The organism is Bartonella sp. CR127HXZ (genome assembly GCF_042194555.1).
Classification (GTDB): domain Bacteria; phylum Pseudomonadota; class Alphaproteobacteria; order Rhizobiales; family Rhizobiaceae; genus Bartonella; species Bartonella grahamii.
Window position 1 is genome coordinate 152000 of the sequence record NZ_JBHIMZ010000002.1, and the last position, 25401, is coordinate 177400.

Genomic DNA, 25401 nt, shown 5'->3' on the forward strand with positions numbered 1-25401 from the left:
AACTATTCATCAATAAAAACTTATTGGAAAATAACGCAAATAAAGTTCTGTAAGTTTACCATCCTCTTCTAGAGATTTCAGCGCATAATTGAGTATATCAACCAATTTTTCATTCTTTTTTGCAACAGCAAGCTGCATTCCTTGTCCCAATAACTGTGGCGCCATATATGCCCCCCCAACAAAATGGCAGCAATCAACAGATTTTTGTTTTTTGAACCATAACGATAAAGCAAATCCATCATCAAAAATAAGGTCAATTTTACGCTCTTGTAATGCTTTATAGAGCTCTTCTCTCTTTTTAAATTCTTGCCATTTTGCTTTAGGAAAATAATGATGAAAGAGCTTTTCGTGAATACTTTTAGACAAAACACCACTGGTTAAATGTACCAATTGATCGCTTATTGGCTCATCGAGATCTAAAAGTCGAGAAGCAACAAATCGCGCTGGAAAGCGCAAATATGACTTTGTAAAAACAAGATCTTGCTGGGTTTTACTTGTTTCTTTTAAACCCGCAATAATGACTTCTGCACCACCATTTTTAACATATTCTACAAGCTCTTTCCAAGGAATTACTTCTACTTCACAAAGCATCTCTAATTTTAATTTTGAGCAAATAGCGCGCAATAAATCGATATTATAACCTGCAAGATGCCCCGTTTGATCAAGGAAATTAAAAGGAGGAAAATCAAAAGTTGTTACAAAACGCAAACGAAGAATATCCGTCGTATCAGGTTGTACCAAATGTTCATGCGAATCAAAAAAAGAAGGCAACCTTTCAGCTTCTGCGTAAGAGGAAAATAGCCCCCCCCCTGCTACAAATAAAATACGAATAAAAATAATACGAATAAAAATATTGTATGGATTATTGAATAAAAAATACCATAAACGCAATTGAAGATGTTTTATATATATAGATTTTTTTATTTTCAAAATCTCTCCCCCATTTTTAAAGCTAAGATGCAACTCTTCTCGATTATTATCTAACGCTCTTCACCAAAATATCTGGCGTTTAATAAATAAAATTCTTGCTATTTTTAAAAACCATTGAAAATGCCTAAGCTTTTGGTGTTAATTTTCCCAAATGAATATATAAAAATGTAATTTTAGAGAAAGGCGATTTGATTTTTTAAATATAAGAAATAAGCTGTACATACTTTAGTGGCACACTCCATTTTATCAAAATATCAAAACCATTTTCTTGCGTATCACAACCAGAGGGAGTATATAGACACTATTAAAGAAAAGAGTAAAAATACCCTTCAAATGCCGAGGGGTTTCTCAACATTAAGGTTGCGTCAACATTTAAGAGCTGGAAAATAAAATGATGCTGCTGGTTTGCACCTTATTGTCAATATGGGCAAGATAGGGGACATGAATCTTGTAGTATTCACAGGGTATTGTGCGTTATACTATTTAAACATCGTTGTAAAATGAGTTTAGGAACATTGAGAGATGTTTCTTAAAAAAGTGCGTGAATAACAGCGCAATGGGGCTTTGTTTTAAATAAGGGACGTAACCTCCATTACAGGAATGAGAAAAACAAAAGCGTAAGACAATGCGTCATCACCCCCATTCTTTAAAAACATCGCCGTAGACGTTTTTAAAAGTTGTAAAACTGAATAAAAGAACGATAGTGGAAACGTGTTTTTACATTTACGCCTTTATATTTTCCACATTTTAAAGATGCCACAAACCAATATACCCAATATTTTCGCCTCAATCTAATATATAAAAATTTGAGCTGCTTAGAGAGCTCGTAACCTTTGTTTTAAATATACGGCAGCATTAGAATTGAAAATTGATTTATGGATAAAACAAGTAAGACCTTTGTTAGTCTAACACAAAAATGTATAACTAATTTTGAAACATTACGCATATGCAAAAATAAACAAAATAAATAGCATCATTATTGTAAAGCTTAATTGACCTCATTCCCACACCTCAAAGGAAAAGGATTCCTACTAGCGTTGACGTCTAGACAGTCCTGCTTCTCTCGACTAATTCTTTGGGGCTATCCACTCATGCAATTTACTTAACTAAAGGTTATACAAATAAACCCTGCTCCGAATATTCACCACACACTTTAAAAATACTTAATGTATCAAGGTAGTGCTTACTTTCCTTATATCACCATATCACCGCCCTAAATGACGGAGTTTTACGACATAACAGTACAATCTCATTTCATCATTCTCTTCATTATATATCGACAGATATTGAATCTAGTTCTGATATACGGTAAATGTTTAATGTGGTTATTCCATAAATAACTGATCAGAACATTAAGCTTTAAAAAAGCAGATAGAATATTGTAAATTGAACACAGGAATGGACTAACTTATGAGTGATGAAATAACCTCAGCGGCACAAAGTGATGATTATGGCGCTTCTTCTATCAAAGTCCTCAAAGGCCTTGATGCTGTACGCAAACGTCCTGGTATGTATATCGGTGATACTGATGATGGATCGGGTTTACACCATATGGTCTATGAAGTTGTAGACAATGCTATCGATGAAGCTTTAGCCGGTCATGCTACTCTTGTAAACGTCACACTCCATGCTGATGGTTCTTGTTCTGTTCGTGATAATGGACGTGGAATTCCGACAGATATCCATCCAACAGAAGGTGTTTCTGCAGCTGAAGTTATTATGACACAGCTTCATGCCGGCGGAAAGTTTGATCAAAACTCTTATAAAGTTTCAGGTGGATTACACGGTGTTGGCGTCTCTGTTGTGAATGCATTATCCGTTTGGCTTAAATTGCAAATCAGACGGAATGGTAAAATTCATGAAATATCATTTACCCACGGAGTGGCTGATGCTCCATTAAAAGTTATTGGCGATTGCGATAGAGAAAGTGGAACAGAAATCAGATTTTTACCAAGTTCTGAAACTTTTACTATGGTTGAGTTTGATTTTGAAACTTTGGAGCGCCGTTTACGGGAATTAGCCTTTCTAAATTCTGGTGTTTATATTCTCCTTGTTGACGAGCGTCATGCTGATACTAAATCAGTTGAATTACATTATGAAGGTGGATTAACGGAGTTTGTCAAATATATTGATCAATCAAAAAAAGCTCTGCTTGATAATCCTATTTACATTGCAAGTGAAAAAGATGGTATGAGCGTTGATGTTGCCCTATGGTGGAATGATTCCTATCATGAGAAGGTCCTGTGTTTTACCAATAATATTCCTCAGCGTGACGGTGGAACTCATTTGATAGGTTTTAGAAGTGCCCTTACGCGCCAAATTAATGGCTATGCTGAATCTTCAGGTATTGCTAAAAAAGAAAAAGTAAACTTAACCGGTGATGACTGCCGTGAAGGATTAACAGCTATTCTTTCTGTGAAAGTTCCTGATCCAAAGTTTTCTTCACAAACAAAGGATAAGTTAGTCTCTTCTGAAGTGCGTCCTATTGTTGAAAATTTGGTCAATGAAGGTCTTTCAGTATGGCTGGAAGAACATCCTCATGAAGCAAAACTTCTCATTAGTAAAGTGGTAGAAGCTGCAACAGCACGTGAAGCAGCACGCAAAGCACGTGAACTCACAAGACGAAAAGGGGCGCTTGATATCACTTCTTTACCAGGAAAACTTGCCGATTGCCAAGAACGTGATCCTGCAAAATCAGAAATCTTTATTGTCGAGGGGGATTCGGCTGGCGGTTCAGCAAAAAGTGGGCGCTCACGTCAAAATCAAGCAATTTTACCCCTTCGTGGTAAAATTCTCAATGTTGAACGAGCACGTTTCGACCGCATGCTCTCATCTGATATGATTGGAACACTTATTACAGCTCTTGGAACGTCTATCGGTAAAGATGAATTTTCACCGGATAAATTACGTTATCATAAGATTATTATCATGACAGATGCGGACGTTGATGGAGCCCATATTCGTACTCTGCTGCTCACTTTCTTTTTTAGACAAATGCCCGAGTTGATTGAACGTGGGCATCTTTATATTGCTCAGCCTCCTCTTTATAAAGTATCGCGTGGAAAATCTTCCCAATATATTAAAAATGAAGCAGCATTTGAAGAATTCTTGATCGATACTGGATTAGAAGAAACAACGCTTGAGCTTTCAACGGGAGAAGTTCGTGCAGGGGCTGATTTGTATCAACTCGCTAAAGATGCTCGTATATTACGTCAACTTTTAGATGGTCTTCATACCCGTTATGACCGTAATATCGTTGAACAAGCAGCAATCGTTGGCGCTTTTAATCTTGAAGTCTTTGCAACACAAGAAAAAGCGCAAAAAATAGCAGATACTATAGCACACCGCCTTAATCTGATTGCTGATGATATGGAACAAGGTTGGAGTGGACAATATACAGCAGATGGAAACTTATGTTTTGAGCGTATTTTGCGTGGTGTTAAAGATGTTGTTACGCTTGATGTGGGACTTATAAATTCAACTGACGCACGCCAAATTGATCGCATTTCCCAAAATTTTATCGACATATATCATCCTCCTGTTCTTTTACGTCGCAAAGATAAAACAGAGCGTATTTTTGGTCCTATGAGCCTTTTAGAGAGCATTTTTACAAACGGTAAAAAAGGTATTACTCTTCAACGTTATAAAGGTCTTGGGGAAATGAATGCTGAACAGCTTTGGGAAACAACGCTTGATCCTAATGCACGTTCTCTTTTACAAGTAAAAATTAATGATGCAACCGATGCAGATTCACTCTTTTCTCGTCTCATGGGTGATGAAGTTGAACCTAGACGTATTTTTATTCAAGACAATGCCTTAAGCGTTGCCAATCTTGATATCTAAAGGTACTCTTCTGTTTTTAGCTGTGTAAATGTCGCAGTTTTATACGTTGTTTTTTCGTATTTGAACATTCCCTCTTTATTTCATTTACGATAAAAGAAAAATAAGGAAGGTCATACACATGGCAGTTGAAACAGAACGTGTAGGAGCCAAGGGTGGCATGGAGCACTCTTTTGGTTTTACAAGAGTAGATGAAACACAAAAACAATCCATGGTGGATGGTGTGTTTCATTCTGTTGCTGAAAATTATGACAAGATGAATGATATCTTATCATTAGGGTTACACCGTGTGTGGAAAAATTCCATGATTGCTTGGCTTTCCCCACCAGCACTTTCTCATTGGAAAGTTCTTGATGTCGCTGGCGGTACAGGTGATATTGCTTTTCGTATTCTCAATGCTTCACGCCAAAAAGCCCATGCTACAGTGCTTGATATTAACGGCTCAATGCTCAACATTGGCAAAAAGCGCGCACAAAAAAATGGTCTTGCCCCTCTGATTGATTTTGTTGAAGCCAATGCAGAAAATCTACCTTTTGAAGATCAAAGCTTTGACGCTTACACTATTGCTTTTGGAATTCGCAATGTTCCTCATATTGATCAAGCTCTTAGAGAAGCTTTTCGTGTTTTAAAGCTCGGTGGACGTTTTTTATGTTTAGAATTTTCAAATGTCGAGACGCCTCTGCTGGATAAAATTTATGATCTTTGGTCTTTCCATGCTATCCCTAAGCTTGGTCAATTTATTGCAAATGATGGTGATGCTTATCGTTATTTGGTTGAATCTATCCGCAAATTTCCTAAGCAAGATGATTTTGCCCATATGATCAAGCATGCAGGATTTTCGCGGGTATCGTACCGCAATCTCACCGGTGCGATTGCAGCGCTGCATTCAGGTTGGAAAATTTAAAAATGGTGCAAATTTCCCCTTACCTTCAATTGATGCATGCAGGATGGGTTTTAGCACGTGAAGGTGTTTTAAGTGCTCTTCCTCATGATGATCTTCAAGGATTTCCAGCGCTATGTCATCGTATAGCGAGTGCATTAGCACGACGCAAAACGAAAAAAAAACAGCGATCTGAAAATATTTCGTATGCCATTAATAAGCTTGGACCCTCTTACATAAAACTTGGTCAATTTCTTGCCACAAGACCTGATATTGTTGGGCGTGATATTGCGGAAGATTTGTCACAACTACAAGATCGTGTCCAAACATTTTCTTGCACTGCTGCTGTTGCTCAAATTGAAAGTTCTCTTGGTCGCTCTATCGATGATTTATTCATAAATTTTTATCCCCCCATTGCTGCAGCTTCTATTGCTCAAGTTCATCCAGCTGAATACAGTGATGAAACTGGTCATACGAAAAAATGTGCTGTAAAAGTTATTCGTCCTAATATCAGAGCACGTTTTTCTAAAGATCTTAGAGGATTCTATCTCATTGCTCACTTACAAGAGCGCTATATCCCTGCCTCTCGAAGGCTTCGTCCTGTTCGTGTGGTAGATACTTTAGCACAAACAACACGCATTGAAATGGATTTACGTTTAGAAGCAGCGGCTATATCTGAAATGGCTGAAAATATTCAACATGATACAGGCTTTCGGGTTCCACGTATTGACTGGGAACGGACAGGACGTAATGTTCTTACAATGGAATGGATTGATGGTATCAGAATATCCGAAATTTCCAAACTCAAAGAAGCAGGATTTGATTTGCAGGCGCTTGCCATTACGCTTATTCAATCTTTTCTTCGTCATACATTGCGTGATGGTTTTTTTCACGCTGATATGCATCCTGGTAATTTATTTGTAGATGCAAAAGGATGTATTGTTGCTGTTGATCTAGGCATTACAGGAAGGCTTGGCAAAAAAGAAAAGCATTTCCTTGCTGAAATCCTTTATGGCTTTATTACCCGTGATTATCATCGGGTTGCACGCGCCCATTTTGAAGCCGGTTATGTTCCTTCACACCATAACATTGAAAGCTTTGCGCAAGCCAACCGCGCTATTGGCGAACCAATACATGGACAATCAGCACAAAGTATTTCCATGGCTAAATTGCTCACTTTATTGTTTGAAGTCACTGAATTATTTGACATGCAAACGCGACCTGAACTTTTATTGCTGCAAAAAACGATGGTTGTCGTGGAAGGTGTTGCCCGCACATTAGACCCCACTTTTAATATGTGGAAAGCTTCTGAACCTGTTGTCAAAGAATGGATTAGTAAAAATTTGGGACCTGTAGGCGTTGCAAAAGACTTTAGTGAAGGAGCGCAAGCTCTCCTTTCGCTGGCACGCAAAACACCACAATTGGTTCAAAATTTCCAACGGATAGAAGAAGATTTCGATCAAATGAGAAAAACAGGTTTTAATCTTTCTCCTGCCACCATCAAACAACTTGCTGTCGAACAAAGTCGTAGAAACCGTTATGGTCGTTATAGTCTTTTCATCATTGCGCTTTGTTGCGTTTGTCTCACTTTTTACTTTTTTCATCTTTTCTAATTTCCTTAATATGCTAAAAATATCAACGATGAAATCATTGCAATCATTTTATTTCTTGGAGGTATTTTATGGCCAGTATTACTATTCGTAACCTGTCTCCTGAAACCAAAGAAGCTTTGCGCATACGTGCCGCGCAAAATGGTGTTTCTATGGAAGAAGAAGTCCGACGCCTTTTAAGCAATCCCACTCCTCTCACCACACAACTCTCTCATACTAGTGCTGTTGAAGTGCAATCATTGAAATCAAAATCTCTCCTTCTTATTATTGGGGGAAGTATTGCATCCTATAAAGCACTTGATTTGATTCGCCGTTTACAAGAACGTGGAGCACACTTAAAAGTTGTGATGACAAAAGCAGCGCAAAAATTTATTACGCCTTTAGCTGCTGAAGCTTTAAGCAGTGGTACTGTATATACTGATTTATTTTCACGCGAAGAAGAACACGATATTGGACATATCCGATTAGCACGTAATGCTGACCTTATTATTTTAGCCCCTGCTACAGCCAATCGCATTGCAAAAATAGCCAATGGCATAGGAGATGATCTGGCTGATTGCATCCTTTTAGCGGCACGCTGTCCACTCTTAATTGCACCCGCTATGAATCCGTCCATGTGGGCGCATCCAGCCACTATTCGCAATGTTGCACAACTGCGCGCAGATGGCGTTCATATCATTGGACCAGAAATCGGAAATATGGCTGAACGTGACGAGATAGGATATGGGCGCATGAGCGAACCTTTAACGATTGTCGCTACCATAGAGGCTCTTTTGAATGTGCATGAAAAACCTCTCTCTGACCGCCATTTCATCGTTACCTCTGGCCCTACCCATGAACCAATTGATCCAGTGCGTTATCTTGCTAATCGGTCTTCAGGTAAACAAGGTCATGCCATCGCAACTGCTCTTGCGCATTTGGGTGCAAAAGTAACACTTATTTGTGGACCTGTTAATCTTGCAGACCCACAAGAAGTAAAAACCATTCATGTTGAAACAGCACAACAGATGTTACAAGCCGTTCAAACCGCATTGCCTGCTGATGGTGCCATTTTTGTCGCCGCTGTTTGTGATTGGCGCAGTCAAACGCAGTCTTTACACAAAATTAAAAAGAATGCTCATAAAATACCACCATCCCTTCATATGGTCGAAAATCCTGACATTTTAGCAATGATTGGACACGCTCCAAATCGCCCCTCATTGGTCATTGGTTTTGCTGCTGAAACATGTGATATTATTGCCAATGCGCAAAAAAAATGTGTTGAAAAAGGAGCTGATTTCATTCTTGCTAATGATATTTCTCTTCAACTAGATGGCACAAGTGTCATGGGTGCTGATACAAATCAAGTTTATCTCGTGAGTAAGGAAAAAGTTGAACAATGGCCCCATATGAGTAAACAACACGTAGCGCAAAAATTAGCAAACATGATTGTATCATTTTTTGCCCCCCAGACACCTACTCCTCATGAGGAAAATATACCCCATTTCAAATAATAACTCTTCAAATGCATTCATATTAAAACACCTTATAAAATAGAACTAACAATAGGTGTCTATCTATCTCGATTAGTATACAATATTTTGAGTTATAATGATCATCTAGCGTTGTTCATATTAAATTAGAATCCTGAATATCGTAAGATTCTCTCATTTCAACTCTCTCTCATGTTGAATCAATAAAAACCATTTTCTTGCACGTTGCAAAGAAGGATAGCCGTATGAATACAAAACGTTTAAGAAAGAACTAAAAACGCTTATAATGGACCGTCTCAAGAACAGAGCTGTCGAGCAATACTGAGAGAATGATGGTGCCCGCAGTGCTCTTTTATTAAGTGTAAAGATAGTGGTGCCCTATAAGTTTTATATTATTCACGAGAGCTTTACCCTTATACCATTCACAAGCACTGTTGGGAAATGGGTGTGACGAGCGTTGGGAAATGTTTCTTTAAAAAATTCTATTTCACCCATAGCCATCATAAAAAGTAGGATCTATTGCACCTCTGTTTCCCCAGCTTATAAAAAACAAGCTATTATTTACTTTGCCTACCATCAATTTTGAGAAAGCTCTTGCACTGGATAGAGTTTATAAAAGCATTTTCTTTCTTCAATGTTTTTATCCCCATATTAGTCCTATTTATGATGTGCAAATAAATGCTTTTGATTGTTTCATGATGAGAGCAGCTAATAAGAAAATATGACAACTTTACTTGGGGCTCTTATTCACTATGAAAAATAATGTATAAATCAATGTATTATAACATCTCAATGCAATTTGAAGCATATCTCACACTGATGCTCATAAAGAATGTAAACAAAATTCATTGCACCACTGTCTATAAGTTTATGAAACTGACGCCTTTATTATTTTCCTCAGTGATCGGTCTTTAAAATTAAATGTGTGTGTCCTCTCTCCAGCATACCAAGACCACAAAGACTAGGATTTGATCCATGATATCCTCACATTGTGATGTTTCATGAGAAGCATTTTTAGTCCTTTATCGAAAGCTTTGTATCCATACACTGGTCTCGCCTATAATGTGCAAGTAAATAATTTTTTGATGTTGAATAAAGGCTTTGAAATTAAAGAATATTTCTATATTTTGGATTCTTATTCAAGTTGAAAATGATCAATTCTCTTCATAAATTAGTGGTGTTATTATCTAAAAATTATTTGATACAGTGCACCACTTATATGAAAAGTGCTTCAATGAATTCTTACTTCATTGCACTTATAGCTTTTAAAATTCAAAATCTCATCATTTTTAATCATCAGTGGTGTCTCCCACTCTTTGCTTCTTCTCAAGAAATTACCCTTCCATGGGATATGGACAGTCAATCGCCTAAGCTTATTTTTTCCACTTCTATCATATTAATCATTCTGTTGCCCAAATCAGAATATCTACAAGCTACTACGTTACTCCTATTCCATTGAACTCAATATGTTTTGAATAAAAGCGAGAGGCAAAAGCATGCCGCCAAATAGTATAAAAGTACAGAGCATTAGGAATTGTGCAAAACAATTAAGCACGTAGATAAACGAAATTAGACAACTCTACTGAATAAATAGAAGTCAACAACTTTCCTCCCAAATAGTTCTTATTCCTTAATTTTTACATATATCATATAAACGCAATAACCTACACTCTGTACAAAAATATTAAAAATTTCTTCTACAACAGCTGCTTTTTAAATTCTTCTTGATTTTTAAAAATCAAAATTTCTATCTATTCAAACTTTATTTTAAACAAAGAAGCCTTAGCCGTTTTTTATAATGTTCTTGAAAAGAAATCTTGTAATTCAAAAAAGAAAAAACTACACCGTACATTCTTTAAATATATTTCTTGTTTTTTTTGCTTCTTTCCTTAGTTTATTAATTTATGATTTTTACTGCTGCCTATCGTGCTTTACAACGTCTTCTGACCTCGCAATATAGTATTATGATACTGAAAGCATTGGGGATTACTTTTTTCATTCTCGCCATTTTATGGTTATGTGTGCACCAACTTTTTATGTCTTACTTTTGGCCTTGGATTGCTCAGTTTTTTCCTGAACTCCCTAGTTGGGCGGGATGGATTGGTTTTAGCATGCTTATCATTTTTAATCTTGGTTTGGCTCTTTTGTTGGCTTTTTTGATTGCACCAATCGCAGCTATGATTGGTGGTTTTTTCATTGACTCTGTTGCTGAAATCATTGAAAAAGAGGATTACCCAAACGAGCCTATTGGACAAGCTTTGCCGTTTCAGCGTTCTCTTATCATTTCCTTTAAATTTGTTATTTTAAGCCTTCTTGGTAATGGAATTGCTTTTATTTTATTCTTCATACCAGGTATTAATTTAATCGCTTTTTACGTTATTAATGGTTATTTGCTTGGTCATGAATATTTCTTGTTTGCTGCTTATCGTTTTCGAACAGAGCAAGATGCACGTGCTTTTTTACATACTCATTACACAACGGTTTTTGGTGCAGGATTATTAATAGCGCTTTTTGTTTCGATTCCAATTCTTAATTTAACAACACCGCTTTTTGCAGCCGCCTTTATGACATATTTACACAAAATGCTTTCCCAAAAGACCATGGCACGCATTACACAAAAATAATGTTACTTGACTTTAAGGCTAATAAAACTTGCCAGCCAAAAAAGCATAATATAAAATTTTATGCTTTATCTTTTATTAAAGTAATATATTGATTTATAACGATAATTTATTGTTTCACAACATGAGTGAAAAACCTAAATATCATGAGGCTTTCTCATTTTAATCCTATTCATATTGGATTAATTGAAATCGTTTGTTAATATGTCATAAACGGAGGTGGTGTGTAGATAAAGGTACTTTCAAAAAGGCGTGAAATATCTTTTATGAATCCTCTCAATGCAAACATTATCGTCACATTAAAACTGGAAAAGAGTATGATGGTATCGATTTGTACCTTCTATTTCAGTAAAAATGAAGAGCATAATGTATTTTATACCATTTACGGAGAGTATATACTCTTCTGAGGACAGTCATTAAGAGAGTTTTGGTGATTATTGAAAAATGTCTTTGTAAAACAAGCACATGAATGAGTAATATAATAGCATTTTTGAGGGTATTCAATTTTAATTGTGAAAAGCGCGCGCTTTAAAGAAACCTTTTGAAAAAAATCTTGCTCTGATGATAACGTTTCGCTAATATGGTGTTATCATGTACATTATCTTAAATGGATTATTTTAGCCTTGTTAAAGCCTTATATTATAAGGTTTCTTTTCTTAAAAACTGTTGATACGAATGATTAATTGGATTTTCATTTTTATTAAAAAATAAGGGGTTTGTTAACCATCGCAAGGAGTGAATTTTAATACCAAAGTAAAAAAATAAAAATTAAAAAACAAGCTATACGTACACAGATAAAAGTATTAAATAGACTCCTTTGTTCCACCGGTAAAGCAAATGTGACTGCTTAGGTTCATATTCTTTCAAATCATGCGAAAGATGTGTAATATTTAAAGGAAGGTTATAAAGATGAACTGGATTACAAATTATGTTCGTCCTAAAATTAACTCTATATTGGGGCGCCGTGAAATTCCAGAAAATCTATGGATTAAAGATCCTACCAGTGGTGAAATGATCTTCCATAAAGATCTGGAAGCTAATCAATTTGTAGCTCCCAATTCTGGCCATCATATGCGTATCAGCGCTAAAAATCGTCTCATGCATTTTTTTGATGATGGTGTTTATACAGCTCTTGAAAATCCAAAAGTTGTAACAGATCCTTTAAAATTTCGTGACGAAAAACGCTATATTGACCGGTTAAAAGATTATCGTTCTAAACTTGGTGTTGATGATAATATTTTAAGTGCACGTGGTACGATTGAAGGCTTACCAATCATTGCGACCGTTCAAGATTTCGCCTTTATGGGTGGATCACTCGGTATGGCTTCAGGAGAAGCTATTATTAAAGCTTTTGATACTGCCATTGCCGAAAGGCGCCCGTTAGTTCTTTTTTCTGCTTCTGGTGGCGCACGCATGCAAGAAGGAACACTCTCGTTGATGCAAATGCCTCGTACAACCGTAGCGATTGAAATGTTGAAAGAAGCAAAACTTCCCTATATTGTTGTGCTGACTAATCCAACCACCGGTGGTGTTACTGCTTCTTACGCCATGCTTGGTGATATTCACATTGCTGAACCTGGCGCTATGATTGGTTTTGCTGGTCCACGTGTGATTCAACAAACTATACGCGAAACCCTACCAGAAGGTTTTCAAAGTAGTGAATATCTGCTCGAACATGGTATGATTGATATGGTTGTATCACGTTTAGAAATGAAAACAACAATTGCGCGTCTTTTACGTTTGATGATGAAACGCCCTGCTGTTTTTGACCCTTCCGATCCATCCCCAACAGACTCTCAAACATCGCTTTCTACAACAAAAGCAGCTTAAATTTATGCAACAAAACCAGATACAAAGGGTGGTGGATGATTTACTAAAAAATTATCCGAAAAAATTTGATCTTTCTTTAGAGCGTATTATTCACCTTTTAGAGCGTCTTGGTAATCCACATTTAAAACTTGCCCCTATTATTCACATCGCTGGAACAAATGGCAAAGGATCTGCCTCAGCGATTTGCCGTGCTCTTTTAGAAAGTGCAGGATACTGCGTTCATGTCTATAGCTCACCTCATCTCGTCAACTGGAATGAACGCTGCCGGTTAGGTCAAAAAGGAGGTGGTCAACTTGTTACAGAAAACCAATTGGCTGAGACAATCCGTGAAATTATAAAAGTAAATCGTCAAGAGCCGATTACTATTTTTGAAATTTTTACAGCCGCTGCCTTTATGCTGTTTAGTACACATCCAGCTGATGTTGTCATTTTAGAAGTTGGGTTGGGAGGGCGTTTTGATGCTACCAATGTCATTAACAAACCAGCTGTATCGCTTATTATGCCCATTGATTATGATCATGAGAACTTTCTTGGAAACACAATTGCTCAAATCGCTTTTCAAAAGGGGGGAATTATCAAACCAAATGTTCCAGTAGTCATCGGGAAGCAAAATTATGAAGAAACTCTTGCTACTTTAATACCCCTTGCCGATAAAAATAAAGCACCTTATTCTCTATTTGATCAAGATTATCAAAGTTATAAAGAACATGGACGTATGGTTTTTCAAAACAATCAAGGTCTCATGGATCTTTCACTTCCTAACCTTATTGGAGACCACCAAATTGCCAATGCTGGCGCATCTCTTGAAGCAGTTTGTCAAGCAGGTTTTCAACTTTTAGAACAAACCATAAATGACGCTTTGAAAAATATTTATTGGCCCGCACGGATGCAACATCTTATCCAAGGACATTTGGTTGATCAACTGTCTCCTAATATTGATTTATGGTTAGACGGTGGTCACAATCCTGCTGCTGGAAAAGTTATTGCGGCAGAACTTACACAATGGAGAAAAAAAACAGATCGTCCCATTATTATGATTGCTGGCATGCTCAATACCAAAGATGCTGTCGGTTATTTTCGTTCCTTAGCGAACCTTGTCGATAAAATATATACGATACCGCTGATTAACAATAATGCCAGTATCTCTCCAATAAAATTAGCTGAATCAGCGCAAAAAGCAGGAATCTTTGCTACTCCACAAGCACATCTACAAGATGCTTTGCATAAGATTAGAGCCGAATATAAAGAGGCAATTGTCCTTATTAGTGGTTCCCTTTATCTTGCGGGCGATATTTTACGTGACAATAAAACACCTCCATGCTAGAAATTGATTATTTTAAAGCTTTGAAAGATAGACTTTTTAATCATGCAACTTGATTGTGCACTTTATCAACATCCTAAACTTATTACTGTTTTTGGCGGATCTGGTTTTGTAGGACGACATGTCGTTGAAACTTTGACTAAGCGGGGATATCGCGTTCGTATCGCTGTTCGTTATCCACAAAAAGCTTATTACATGCTCCAAATAGGAGAAGTAGGACAAACCCAAATGCTTAAAACGGATATCAAGCATCGTGCCTCTGTTGCACGCGCGTTGCTTGGAGCTGATGCGGCAGTGTTTTTACCTGGTAGCTTAAAACAAGCAAATCAATCGAATTTTAAAAACACACAAATTGATGGTGCTTACAATGTTGCTGAATTAACAGCACAAGCTGCTATTCCACTCATCTATATGTCCACACTTGTGGCTAACGAGAATGCTTCATGTCTTTATGCACGTGTTAAGTTTATGGGTGAACAAATCATTCATAACAAGCATCCTCAAGCAATTATTATCCGTCCATCCGTTATCTTTGGACCAGAGGATTGTTTCTTTAACACCTTAGCAGATTTGTCACGTTTTTTACCAATTATGCCTCTTTTTGGGGGTGGGCAAAGCAAATTGCAACCCGTGTATGTTGGTGACGTTGCTGAGTTTATCGCGCGCACTTTAGATGGACAGGTTGCTTGGGGAAAAAATTATGATCTTGGTGGTCCCCAGATTATCACCTTTCAAAATACTCTTGAAAATATACTCAAAATTATTCACCGTAAAAAAACAATCCTATCCATGCCCCTTTCTGCTGGTCTATTGATTGGAGGAATTTTGGGAACTATCGGTAAATTGCCTTTTGTACCAACACTCGTAACAGCCAATCAGATACGTTTTTTGCAAATGGATAACATTGTTTCTAAAGAGGCTATAGAGAATGGATATACTCTAGAAGGTGTGGGAATTACCCCCAGAGCAATGGCTGCATTCTTGCCAAGTTATCTTTGGCGATTTCGTCCACATGGTCAATTTTCCCAAAACTTACTCGTCTAGAATAAATTTTTCCAAAACTGAGTTAATTATTTGATTTATAATTCATAGCTCGTTGTTCGCGGTTCTAAAATCAGAGTGCTCAATAGAGTAATGTCTTTGCATTTTTAATGCTCTATTCAGTATCACAAAAAATGTTTAATCGTATATCTATAGTATTTTGATAAAAATCGTTGAAAACAGGAGAAACGCACTTCCTATAAACTGTCTTTATCCAAGAACAGATGCAACATTGGAATCCTAAAGAACCGATTCTGAATTGCCTATTCATAAATATGATAACCTATGGCTTTGCATTATATTATTTTGGTAGAAAGCTTAATAATGAGATTAAAGTAAGGTAATACTTCCTTTTTCAACAACCGCATAAGCGAGTAGAATACTCGTATACTACTTTCGATATTATCCCATAAAAAATCGATATAAAAACTGTGAAGCAATGCACAATTTTTATTATTTAAAAGGTATTCTCTCTGGAGATTTTTAAAAGCTTTAACGTTACGTGAAAAGGATAGAGTTTTGTTTATATAATAAGACTTATCATGGAGATCTCTCATTCTGTCAGTAACATCATCACTCAGATTCATAAATGCATATTTGTTGCACAAATTTATGAAGATTTTAAAAGAGCTTTTTCACATAAAGAAGTCCTCTTCTTGTCTTGCATTTTTTTTTAATTTCTCCTACCGTCTTGGAAAAACTTATTTTAAAGGAATAAAGAATGGCAGCTCAAGATTTTGTTGTCAAAGATATTGCACTTGCCGCTTATGGTCGTAAAGAACTTGATATTGCTGAAACTGAGATGCCTGGTTTGATGGCTTGTCGTAAGGAGTTTTCCTCTAATCAACCTTTGCGCGGAGCGCGTATTTCTGGCTCATTGCACATGACAATTCAAACAGCTGTTTTAATTGAAACATTAAAAGCTATTGGCGCCGATATACGGTGGAGCTCTAGTAATATTTTTTCTACGCAAGACCATGCAGCAGCAGCTATCGCCGCAACTGGTATTCCTGTATTCGCCGTTAAGGGTGAAACATTGGAAGAATATTGGACTTATATAGATGCAATTTTCCAATGGCCAGATGGTAATCCTTCCAATCTTATTTTAGATGATGGAGCTGACGCCACAAACTATATTTTAATGGGAAGTCGTGCAGAACAAAATAAAGATATCCTATCGCATCCCAAAACAGAAGAAGAAGAAATTTTTTTCAAACAAATACAAAAGCGTATGGATGCAACGCCAAGATTTTTTACACGACAGCGTGCAACAATTAAAGGTGTAAGCGAAGAAACCACAACAGGTGTAAACCGTCTTTATCAGTTACAAAAAGAAGGGCTTCTGCCTTTTCCTGCTATTAATGTCAATGATAGCGTCACTAAATCAAAGTTTGATAATAAATATGGATGTAAAGAATCATTGGTCGATGGTATTCGACGTGGAACAGACGTGATGATCGCTGGTAAAACTGCCATTGTCTGTGGTTATGGTGACGTAGGAAAAGGTTCAGCAGCATCTCTTTCTGGTGCTGGGGCTCGTGTTAAAGTAACAGAAATTGATCCTATTTGCGCTCTTCAAGCAGCTATGGATGGCTATGAAGTTGTTAATTTGGATGATGCTGCTTCCAGTGCTGATATTATCATCACGACAACAGGCAATAAAGATGTTGTTCGTTTAGACCATATGCGACAAGTAAAGGATATGTGTATTCTTGGAAATATTGGTCATTTTGATAACGAAATCCAAGTCGCAGCCCTTAGAAATTTGCCATGGACAAATATTAAACCACAAGTTGATATGATCACCTTTCCCGATGGAAAACGCATCATTTTGCTCTCTGAAGGGCGTTTGTTAAACCTCGGGAATGCGACTGGGCATCCCTCTTTTGTCATGTCAGCCTCGTTTACTAATCAAGTTTTAGCGCAAATTGAACTTTTTACCCGTGCAGAACACTATACAAATGAAGTCACTGTTTTGCCTAAACATCTTGATGAAAAAGTTGCACGTCTACATCTTGACCGGTTAGGAATAAAATTAAGTGTTTTATCAGAAGAACAAGCCGCTTATATTGGAGTCACACCACAAGGACCTTATAAACCAAACCATTACCGTTACTAAACATTTCCTTGGGTTAAAAAAGGGAAAGATGTCGTGCGCAGCTTTGGTGACTATAACCCCAAAGAAAAAGCTCAAAAAATGATTCGAATCTATGCGTATATATTTTGCCTTTTTTTCTTTTTTTCTCCAACATGCGCTGTTGCTCAGCCACTGGAAGGTTATCTACCATTTTTCTTCACTTTACTAGATGGTCCATGGCTGCTTTTAGCGCTGTGTGGAGGAATTTCTTGTGCTTCACTTCTCACGTGCCTAGCTGTTATTATGCGTGCAAAAAAAACTGCACAGAAGCCTTTGAAGATAATTCAGGCAAATTTTTCTGAAAAACTTAAATATTATGAATGGCTTCTGGAAGAAACCGAGCAATTCCTTCTTATTTGGGAAAATCCAACAACCTTACCCCGTGTCGTTGGTGCCCTTTCTGCATTGCAAAAAATAGGAATCGATCAGAAAGATTTTCAGCGTTTTGAGCTCTGGGTTGAAGAAAATTCTCTGCGAGAACTTGATTATGCATTGACTCAACTACGTTGTAAATGTCACCCTTTTGATCTTTCTATCACCACCACAAACAATGTACTGCTGCAAGTTACAGGAGTTATCGCAGGAACAGTCGCTATTGCTCGTTTTCAAGATATCTCAAAACAACAGAGTGAAAATGCTCGTTTACAGAAAGATATCGCCCGCCTTCTTACTGAACTGAGAATGCAGCGTAATCTTCTTGATCTTATTCAAGAGCCCGTATGGATAAAAGATTGTGAAGGAAAAGTTTGTTTTATAAATCGCGCCTTTAGAGAAATGACAGACTTTCGTGAAGACAGTGATGAAGTGGGGGATCTTTTCAATGAAAATACACAACGTAAAACAGATGAAACAGAAACAATTTTTCAAGAACATGTTCACACAGTTATTGATGGAGAACGACATCGTTTTCATCTCACACGTATTACAACAGCCGAAGGGATGGCAGCTTTTGCGCGTGATGACAGCGCATATGAAAATCTTGCTCATGAATTAAGTTATGTTCTTCAAAGCCATTGTGAAACACTTGACCAAATTTCAACAGCTGTAGCTATTTTTGATACAAACCAAAAATTAAAATTCTGTAATCATGCTTTTAAAATTTTATGGCCGTTGGAGACTTCCTTTTTAGAAAGTGAACCAAGCCATACATTATTTCTTGAACGTTTACGTGAAAAAGGGCTCATTGCTGAACACCCCGATTGGCGCGCGTGGAAAGAAGAACTTTTTAAAGCCTATCGACAAACAGAATCGAACCAACAAATTTGGAATCTTCCAGATGGGCGTACGGTGCGTGTTATCTCGAACCCTCATCCACAAGGAGGTGTCACTTGGCTTTACGAAAACCTTACAGAAAAAATTGATCTTGAACGCCGTTATAATACACTTATTAAAATACAAGGTGAAACACTTGATAAACTTTCCGAAGGCGTGGTTGTTTTTGGTACTGATGGGCGCCTTCGTTTATCGAATCCTGCCCTGTCGAAATTGTGGTCGCTTCCCTATAATTTACTGGTAGAAGGGACCCATATTACACAGTTACAAAGCCATTGTTCAGCCTTAACCTTAGGACAAGAATGGGATCAATTTACCAAATTCATTACCGGTTTTGCTGAAAAACGTGAAACATATTCAGGTCGTATAGATCTTAAAAATGATATGATTATTGACTATACTCTGGTCCCTCTTCCCGATGGACAAACGATGCTTACTTTTGTGAATGTTACGGACACTGTCCATGTTGCGCGTGCTCTTCAAGAAAGAAATGAAGCATTAGAAAGTGCTGATCGTTTGCGTAATGAATTTGTTCAACATGTTTCCTATGAATTGCGTACACCTCTCACCAATATTATTGGATTTTCGGATATTTTACGTGATCAAATTTTCGGCTCTATCAATAAACGTCAACAAGAATATCTTGGGCATATTCATTCAGAATCAGGAACTCTTTTAAATATTGTTAACGATATTCTTGATCTTGCTACCCTTGATGCAGGCATTATGGAGTTGGACATAAAATCGGTTAATATTGCAGATGCTATGATACAAGCAGTAACACGTATAGAAGATCGCCTTAATGGACGCCATATTACGCTTTTACAACAAATTTCTCCTTCCTTAAATTCCATTTCTGCTGACGAAAAACGCTTGCATCAAATTTTTGTGAATGTGCTGAGTAATGCTATTAATTTTGCAACGGAAGCGAGCACTATTGAATTTTGCGTCGATGAACAAGATGATAATATTGTCTTTAGCGTTCACAATGAAGGCTCTGATATTCCAAAAGACGTCCTTGATCGTATTTTTAAACGTTTTTCTTCTCATTCACACCATGGCGGGCGTGCAGGAGCGGGTCTTGGCCTTTCCCTTGTGAAGAGTTTCGTTGAACTACACGGTGGACATGTTGAGATTCTTACCGGTTCTGGAAAAGGAACAACAGTTAAATGTTTTTTCCCACTTCCCAAAGGAGATAAGATTTTTTAATTTCAATCTTTATTATAACAAAAATTTTTCATCCATTTCATGGAACTCTTAATGAATTTTAGTTTTTTTCTTGAAAATGAAGAGGCAACAAAGCTTTTTGCACAACATTTAACCCTTTCTTTAAAGCCGGGGGATCTTGTAACGTTGCAAGGAGATCTTGGAACTGGAAAATCAACTATTGCACGTACAATCATCCAAACACTTGCGAATGATAACACTATGGATGTTCCAAGCCCTACTTTTACTCTTGTGCAAAGCTATCAACTTCCACAGTTTGAAATTATTCATGCTGATCTTTACCGCCTTTCTATGGCAGAAGAAATTGATGAATTAGGGCTTCATGAAGCTCGTGAGAAAAATATTTTGCTTGTTGAATGGCCAGAAAGAAATACAGCTCTTTTAGAGCTTGCCACTTTTGCACTCACCTTACACTATAAAGAACATGGGCGTCATGTAACACTCAGATCAGCACAACATTCCATTGAACGTTTGCAACAGTCTTTTGCAATTCGTACATTTTAAAAAAACATCGACATGAGCATGGACCTCATCATTTTTTAATTGATAATACCTCTAATACGTACCGAAATTTGAAATGATGAACAACATAAAGAAGTCCCTCATGGCGGATCAACCATGAAGATGAGACGAAATACTGACTCTTTTATATAACAATGACATAAATTGCAAAGGACATCCGTTAATTTATAGGAATTTATCAATTTATTTTAGAGAATGTTTTTTGCCTTTCATATTTTTGGTAAAGGCTCCAAAAAAATCTTTTGATTCTAGAGAATAGTACAAGAGAATTTTAAATTGAAGTGGTAACCCTTTAGAAGAGCATTATATAATCTGTAGTGAATTGCTTACTTCTTTCTGCTTAAAAATTGTGAACTTCAGAAAAGTAATTTGCAAAGTTTTTTCTTAAAATCTCCTTATTTCTAGATTGATATTGCCTTTTTATGTGTTGAAAGCACTATCTATCTCAATAGTCTTATTCAAGAAGAAAATACCTCTATGAAATTATCATTCACCCAATATTTTTGACGCGCATATAAGGAAAGAATTGCCTATATTCTTCATACAGGGCAATTTTTTATAAAAAATAGTCAATTGAATCATGCATAAAAGTATGAATTCTTAAATTCATTTAACATTTTGATTTTATTATCTTTTTATTATAGTATAATGCAAAAAAGAATGTTTAAAAATCAAAAGGAGAGACAAAGCTTCTCTCCTTTATAGTGATTATATGTGGAATTAACTAAGCCCATCTTTTATCCATTCAGAAAGACGTCCTTTAGAGGTAGCGCCAACCATATTCGATGAAATATTTCCATTTTTAAACATTAATAATGTAGGGATAGAACGTACTCCGTATTGGGTAGCCAGTTCTGGATTTTCATCAATATTTACCTTAGCAATTTTAACTTGATTTTGCATTTCTATTGAAATTTCATCCAAAATTGGAGCAATCATTTTGCAAGGGCCACACCATTCTGCCCAAAAATCAACCACAACAGGGGTGGAAGAGGTTAGAACTTCACTTTCGAAATTGTCCTTATCAACTTTTATACACGTCATTGATTTATCCTTTATATTCACTTTTTATAGATTGGTATGATAACAATTCATATCAAGTTATTGCAAAGATAAATTATTAAAGGACTTTTTTACACCAGAGATTGTGTATTGTGTTTGTTTGGGCGATTTTATGAAAGTAAAAAAGTGTAAGGATACTTTGAAGGAAAGGAGTAACTTATAAGGCAACTTCACCAAGAAATGCCTCGAGTTTTTCTGGAGAAAGTTTAAAAATTTTGGCTTCTTTACTGTAGATAAGCAGAGCTTGGATATCTTTATCGGGATGAATAGCTTGCAACAATTTTCGGTAAAGAGCCATTTGCAACCAGTGATGGGAAGCAATAGCAGCTTCATTTTCTGGCGGGGTTCCTGTTTTAAAATCAGCAAAGATAATGCTGTTTTGCGTGATGTAGAGACGGTCAATTTGACCAGAAATTGCTTGTTCTTTTCCACGAATTTTCACTATACCCATTAAGGAGACCTCAGCACGTGAATGCTCAGAAAAAAGGGGCTTGAGGTAAACGTGATCTAATATTTTCCAAACATGGCGAAGAGCATCTTTTCTTTGGCTCTCATACCAATGAGAGGCTTTGATATTGAGATAGTTTCGAGCATAGTCTCGACGTTTTTGTAGGGGATAATCGGGTAAATATTGTAACAATCGGTGAACGATATTACCATATTCAATGGAAAAAGCTCTGTTAGTATTTGTTGCTCCTAAAACAGGGGAGGTGGTAAGCTGTTTTGGACTTGAGGACAGCTCTGTATCAGCTTCAATGGAAAGGCTCGCGACTGAGGGTTTTAACGGTTTTGGTAGCACTGGTTCTTCTGGTACTTTATGGGAGAAAAAAGCAGGCAAAGGTGGTAAGGTTTGGCATTCAGCGCAAGGGACTTTTGGGTTTATAGAAGCAGAGGAAGGAGATGTAATACAATAACGCCAAGCTGCAATATCTTCCGCAGAATCTTTTATAGCAAGAGCATGCGGTTCGAGGGCTTTTTTTACCAGTTGTAACCATGTATGAGATTGCGTTTTCTGGCCTTTATATCCACAAATAAACAAGCGATCTTCAGCACGTGTCATTCCTACATAAAGAAGGCGCCTATATTCTTCTTCTGCACGCTCTTTTAAATGTGAAATTGCTTGTTTAGAGGGTTTTGTATCAAAATTTTCATTGGGGCGCCAAATAAAGGCTTGTTTTCCATTCCATTGTGCATTGTTTAAAGAAACTTTAAGCAAGTGAGGCGCATGCTGAGGATGCCAAATCGCACTACCAGGATCGACCAAAAACACAATAGCAGCCTCTAGTCCCTTTGCAGCATGAACAGTCATGATGCGGATTTCTTCATTATTTTGTTCAAATTCACGTTTAATTTCTGGTTCGCTTGCACTTAATGTTTCTAAAAAAGCTTGTAATCCTGGTAATCCTGTTTTTTGAATAGTGAGCGTATAATCCATAAAAGCATCGAGCACATCATTTGCTTCAGATCCTAAACGAGACAGAATTTTTTGTCTTCCCTTATCATTATTCAAAATATGGCTATAAAACTCGAAAACCGGTATTTTATCCACTAAAGCGCGATAATGGTTTAGCTTTTCAAAAGCATCTTTAAAAGATGCCTGCGATGATGCGTGCGTAAATAAGCTTTGCCAAAGAGAGCCGGTGCGGTGTGCAGCAAGCTGATAGAGTTCCTCTTCACTAAGAGCAAAAAGGGGGCTTTTTAAAACACAAGCAAGAGAAAGATCATCTTGTGGCTGCAAAATAAAACGCGCAAGCGCCATTAAATCACGAATACTAATATGTTTGGTAAGCTGTAAACGATCAGCCCCTGCTACGGGAATATTGCGGTGTTTAAAAGCACGAGAAAGAGCTGAGACAAATTGATCACGTTTACGAACCAAGATCATAATATCACTTGCACGTATTAAGCGTCCTTTTGCTGGAAGCATTTCACCTTTTTGTAACCAGTTGGCAATAGTTTCAGCAATTTTTTCTGCTAAACGAACTTCAGGGGTATCTAAATGATCAACGCTTAAATGCCAATCATGAGGAAATTCACTCGTCTCTTGGGAAATAGCATCCCATATAACAACTTCACCGGGACTATGAACACGAATAGCTTCATGCACCGTTTTTGTATTTTCTGCCGAAAGTCCTTTGTAGTTTTCTGGTGTTTCAAAAACAATATCAACGCTTTTAAGAACATCCGCTGTAGAGCGAAAAGAGTAATGCAGTTGTATTTTTTCAAATTGCTGATTTGTTTGCTGCACTTTTTTTTGAATGATTCGTCCATTTTCAGCAAAATTTTCTGGAGCTGCGCCTTGAAAAGAATAAATAGATTGCTTTTCATCTCCAACAGCAAAAAGAGTCCGTATATTTGTTCGTTGGCTATAACCTGAGAAAAACTCTTGTGCCAACAGTTGAATAATTTGCCATTGCTCAGGATTAGTATCTTGTGCTTCATCAAGTAGAATGTGATCAAGACCACGATCAAGTTTATAATGCACCCATTGGCTTGCACCTTTACGCTGTAATAAATGAAGTGTACGCTCAATAAGATCGTCAAAGTCTAAGAAGCCATTAGCCTTTTTTAGATTCGTGTAGATTTTGAGATAAACAGCACATAACTGAAAAGCAGCCATATTGAGAGTAGCAACTTTTGCACATTGATATTTCTCTAAAAGAATAGAAAGCTTGTTTTGTTTATCTTCAAGCATTTGTTGAATAAAAGGCCAAATTTGGTCTGACTTTTTACGAGATAAATGTGAAAACTTACGTGGCTCACCTTTTATTGTAAAATAAATATCAGAAATAATATTGAGAATATTTGTCTCATCATGCACCTTTTCTAATTGGGAAAGTTTTTCCACCATATCCTTGCAGCTTTGACTACCATTGGTTTCACAATGGTTAAGAGCATAAAGAGGAAGGCGCGCTGTCTGTTTAATTTGTTCCAATAGACATTGGTTTGTTTCATCTGGCGCTAAGTTAAAAAGTGCACGCAATTTTTCTTCTCCATTTTCAGATAGAAGAGAAGATAAAAAATCAGATAATTTATGTTGCTTTTCCGTTGCTTCATAGAGCAATTGATTAAAAGTATGTTCGCTAATAACTTTAAATAACTGTTGTAAAGCAGGCTGTACATCACGACGAGCTAAAAGTTGGCGACGAGATTCTTGTAGTAATTTTTTTCGACTGATATCATCGGGAAGTTCAAAATGCCCTGCAATATTGGCTTCTAACATGAATTGATGCAAGAGAGATTCACAAAAAGCATGAATCGTTTGGATTTTTAAGCCACCAGGCGTTTCGAGAGCACGCGCGAAGAGTTGTCGTGCATAAGTTAGTTTTTGCGCATTAACAGTTTTTTTTTCAAACCGTGTTAAGGTTTCTTGCAGCTGTGCGTCATCGAGTTCATTCCAACTGGAAAGCGTGCGAAAAATTCGTGATTGCATAACAGCAGCAGCAGCTCTTGTATAAGTAAGGCATAAAATACGTGCTGGAGGCGTACCGTTTAAAAGCAAACGGATAACACGTTCACTTAAAACATGGGTTTTTCCAGATCCAGCATTTGCAGAAACCCACACGTTTTTTTGGGGATGTGTTGCCGTTGCTTGTGCATCAAGAGCGGCTTCAGGAATAGAAAAAATCGTCATGA

14 protein-coding genes are annotated in these 25401 nt (G+C 37.0%); 11 read left to right on the forward strand and 3 right to left on the reverse strand.

Annotated features, from left to right (window positions below):
- Positions 1-9: 9 nt before the first annotated feature.
- Positions 10-930, reverse strand: a complete 921-nt coding sequence (locus ACFIKY_RS02030; RefSeq protein WP_375661326.1) for a transporter substrate-binding domain-containing protein — start codon at positions 928-930, stop codon at positions 10-12.
- Positions 931-2340: 1410 nt separating this feature from the next.
- On the opposite strand from ACFIKY_RS02030, the gene gyrB reads away from it, so the two are divergent.
- From gyrB to tsaE, 11 genes are all read left to right on the forward strand, one after another.
- A complete protein-coding gene (gene gyrB / locus ACFIKY_RS02035) occupies positions 2341-4773 on the forward strand; it encodes a DNA topoisomerase (ATP-hydrolyzing) subunit B (protein WP_375635383.1) in 2433 nt (810 codons plus the stop codon).
- Positions 4774-4891: 118 nt separating this feature from the next.
- Positions 4892-5674: a bifunctional demethylmenaquinone methyltransferase/2-methoxy-6-polyprenyl-1,4-benzoquinol methylase UbiE gene (gene ubiE, locus ACFIKY_RS02040; RefSeq protein WP_375635382.1), complete on the forward strand. Its 783-nt coding sequence runs from the start codon at positions 4892-4894 to the stop codon at positions 5672-5674.
- Positions 5675-5676: 2 nt separating this feature from the next.
- Positions 5677-7263: a 2-polyprenylphenol 6-hydroxylase gene (gene ubiB / locus ACFIKY_RS02045; RefSeq protein WP_375644366.1), complete on the forward strand. Its 1587-nt coding sequence runs from the start codon at positions 5677-5679 to the stop codon at positions 7261-7263.
- Between the two features lie 68 nt (positions 7264-7331).
- Entirely contained in the window at positions 7332-8753 is a 1422-nt protein-coding gene (gene coaBC / locus ACFIKY_RS02050; RefSeq protein ID WP_375661327.1) for a bifunctional phosphopantothenoylcysteine decarboxylase/phosphopantothenate--cysteine ligase CoaBC, read from the forward strand.
- 1883 nt (positions 8754-10636) lie between these two features.
- The gene (locus ACFIKY_RS02055) at positions 10637-11356 is read left to right on the forward strand and encodes a sulfate transporter family protein (protein WP_375635379.1); all 720 of its coding nucleotides are present in this window, start codon (positions 10637-10639) and stop codon (positions 11354-11356) included.
- 906 nt (positions 11357-12262) lie between these two features.
- The gene (gene accD, locus ACFIKY_RS02060; protein ID WP_375635378.1) at positions 12263-13183 is read left to right on the forward strand and encodes an acetyl-CoA carboxylase, carboxyltransferase subunit beta; all 921 of its coding nucleotides are present in this window, start codon (positions 12263-12265) and stop codon (positions 13181-13183) included.
- Between the two features lie 4 nt (positions 13184-13187).
- Positions 13188-14507, forward strand: a complete 1320-nt coding sequence (locus ACFIKY_RS02065) for a bifunctional folylpolyglutamate synthase/dihydrofolate synthase (RefSeq protein ID WP_375661328.1) — start codon at positions 13188-13190, stop codon at positions 14505-14507.
- Positions 14508-14549: 42 nt separating this feature from the next.
- The gene (locus tag ACFIKY_RS02070) at positions 14550-15548 is read left to right on the forward strand and encodes a complex I NDUFA9 subunit family protein (RefSeq protein WP_375635376.1); all 999 of its coding nucleotides are present in this window, start codon (positions 14550-14552) and stop codon (positions 15546-15548) included.
- A gap of 718 nt (positions 15549-16266) precedes the next feature.
- Entirely contained in the window at positions 16267-17664 is a 1398-nt protein-coding gene (gene ahcY, locus ACFIKY_RS02075; protein ID WP_375635375.1) for an adenosylhomocysteinase, read from the forward strand.
- Positions 17665-17697: 33 nt separating this feature from the next.
- The gene (locus ACFIKY_RS02080) at positions 17698-20163 is read left to right on the forward strand and encodes a PAS-domain containing protein (protein ID WP_375635374.1); all 2466 of its coding nucleotides are present in this window, start codon (positions 17698-17700) and stop codon (positions 20161-20163) included.
- A gap of 51 nt (positions 20164-20214) precedes the next feature.
- The gene (tsaE, locus tag ACFIKY_RS02085) at positions 20215-20685 is read left to right on the forward strand and encodes a tRNA (adenosine(37)-N6)-threonylcarbamoyltransferase complex ATPase subunit type 1 TsaE (protein ID WP_375626156.1); all 471 of its coding nucleotides are present in this window, start codon (positions 20215-20217) and stop codon (positions 20683-20685) included.
- A 738-nt stretch (positions 20686-21423) separates the two neighbouring features.
- On the opposite strand, the gene trxA is transcribed toward tsaE, so the two are convergent.
- The gene (trxA, locus tag ACFIKY_RS02090; RefSeq protein WP_375635373.1) at positions 21424-21747 is read right to left on the reverse strand and encodes a thioredoxin; all 324 of its coding nucleotides are present in this window, start codon (positions 21745-21747) and stop codon (positions 21424-21426) included.
- A gap of 175 nt (positions 21748-21922) precedes the next feature.
- The gene (addA, locus tag ACFIKY_RS02095) at positions 21923-25399 is read right to left on the reverse strand and encodes a double-strand break repair helicase AddA (protein ID WP_375635372.1); all 3477 of its coding nucleotides are present in this window, start codon (positions 25397-25399) and stop codon (positions 21923-21925) included.
- Positions 25400-25401: the final 2 nt, after the last annotated feature.

Excerpts from the sequence above, each read along its gene's own strand:
- gyrB (WP_375635383.1), top strand. The coding sequence starts at position 2,341 with ATGAGTGATGAAATAACCTCAGCGGCACAAAGTGATGATTATGGCGCT.
- ubiE (WP_375635382.1), top strand. The coding sequence starts at position 4,892 with ATGGCAGTTGAAACAGAACGTGTAGGAGCCAAGGGTGGCATGGAGCAC.
- ubiB (WP_375644366.1), top strand. The coding sequence starts at position 5,677 with ATGGTGCAAATTTCCCCTTACCTTCAATTGATGCATGCAGGATGGGTT.
- coaBC (WP_375661327.1), top strand. The coding sequence starts at position 7,332 with ATGGCCAGTATTACTATTCGTAACCTGTCTCCTGAAACCAAAGAAGCT.
- ACFIKY_RS02055 (WP_375635379.1), top strand. The coding sequence starts at position 10,637 with ATGATTTTTACTGCTGCCTATCGTGCTTTACAACGTCTTCTGACCTCG.
- accD (WP_375635378.1), top strand. The coding sequence starts at position 12,263 with ATGAACTGGATTACAAATTATGTTCGTCCTAAAATTAACTCTATATTG.
- ACFIKY_RS02065 (WP_375661328.1), top strand. The coding sequence starts at position 13,188 with ATGCAACAAAACCAGATACAAAGGGTGGTGGATGATTTACTAAAAAAT.
- ACFIKY_RS02070 (WP_375635376.1), top strand. The coding sequence starts at position 14,550 with ATGCAACTTGATTGTGCACTTTATCAACATCCTAAACTTATTACTGTT.
- ahcY (WP_375635375.1), top strand. The coding sequence starts at position 16,267 with ATGGCAGCTCAAGATTTTGTTGTCAAAGATATTGCACTTGCCGCTTAT.
- tsaE (WP_375626156.1), top strand. The coding sequence starts at position 20,215 with ATGAATTTTAGTTTTTTTCTTGAAAATGAAGAGGCAACAAAGCTTTTT.
- trxA (WP_375635373.1), bottom strand. The coding sequence starts at position 21,747 with ATGACGTGTATAAAAGTTGATAAGGACAATTTCGAAAGTGAAGTTCTA.
- addA (WP_375635372.1), bottom strand. The coding sequence starts at position 25,399 with ATGACGATTTTTTCTATTCCTGAAGCCGCTCTTGATGCACAAGCAACG.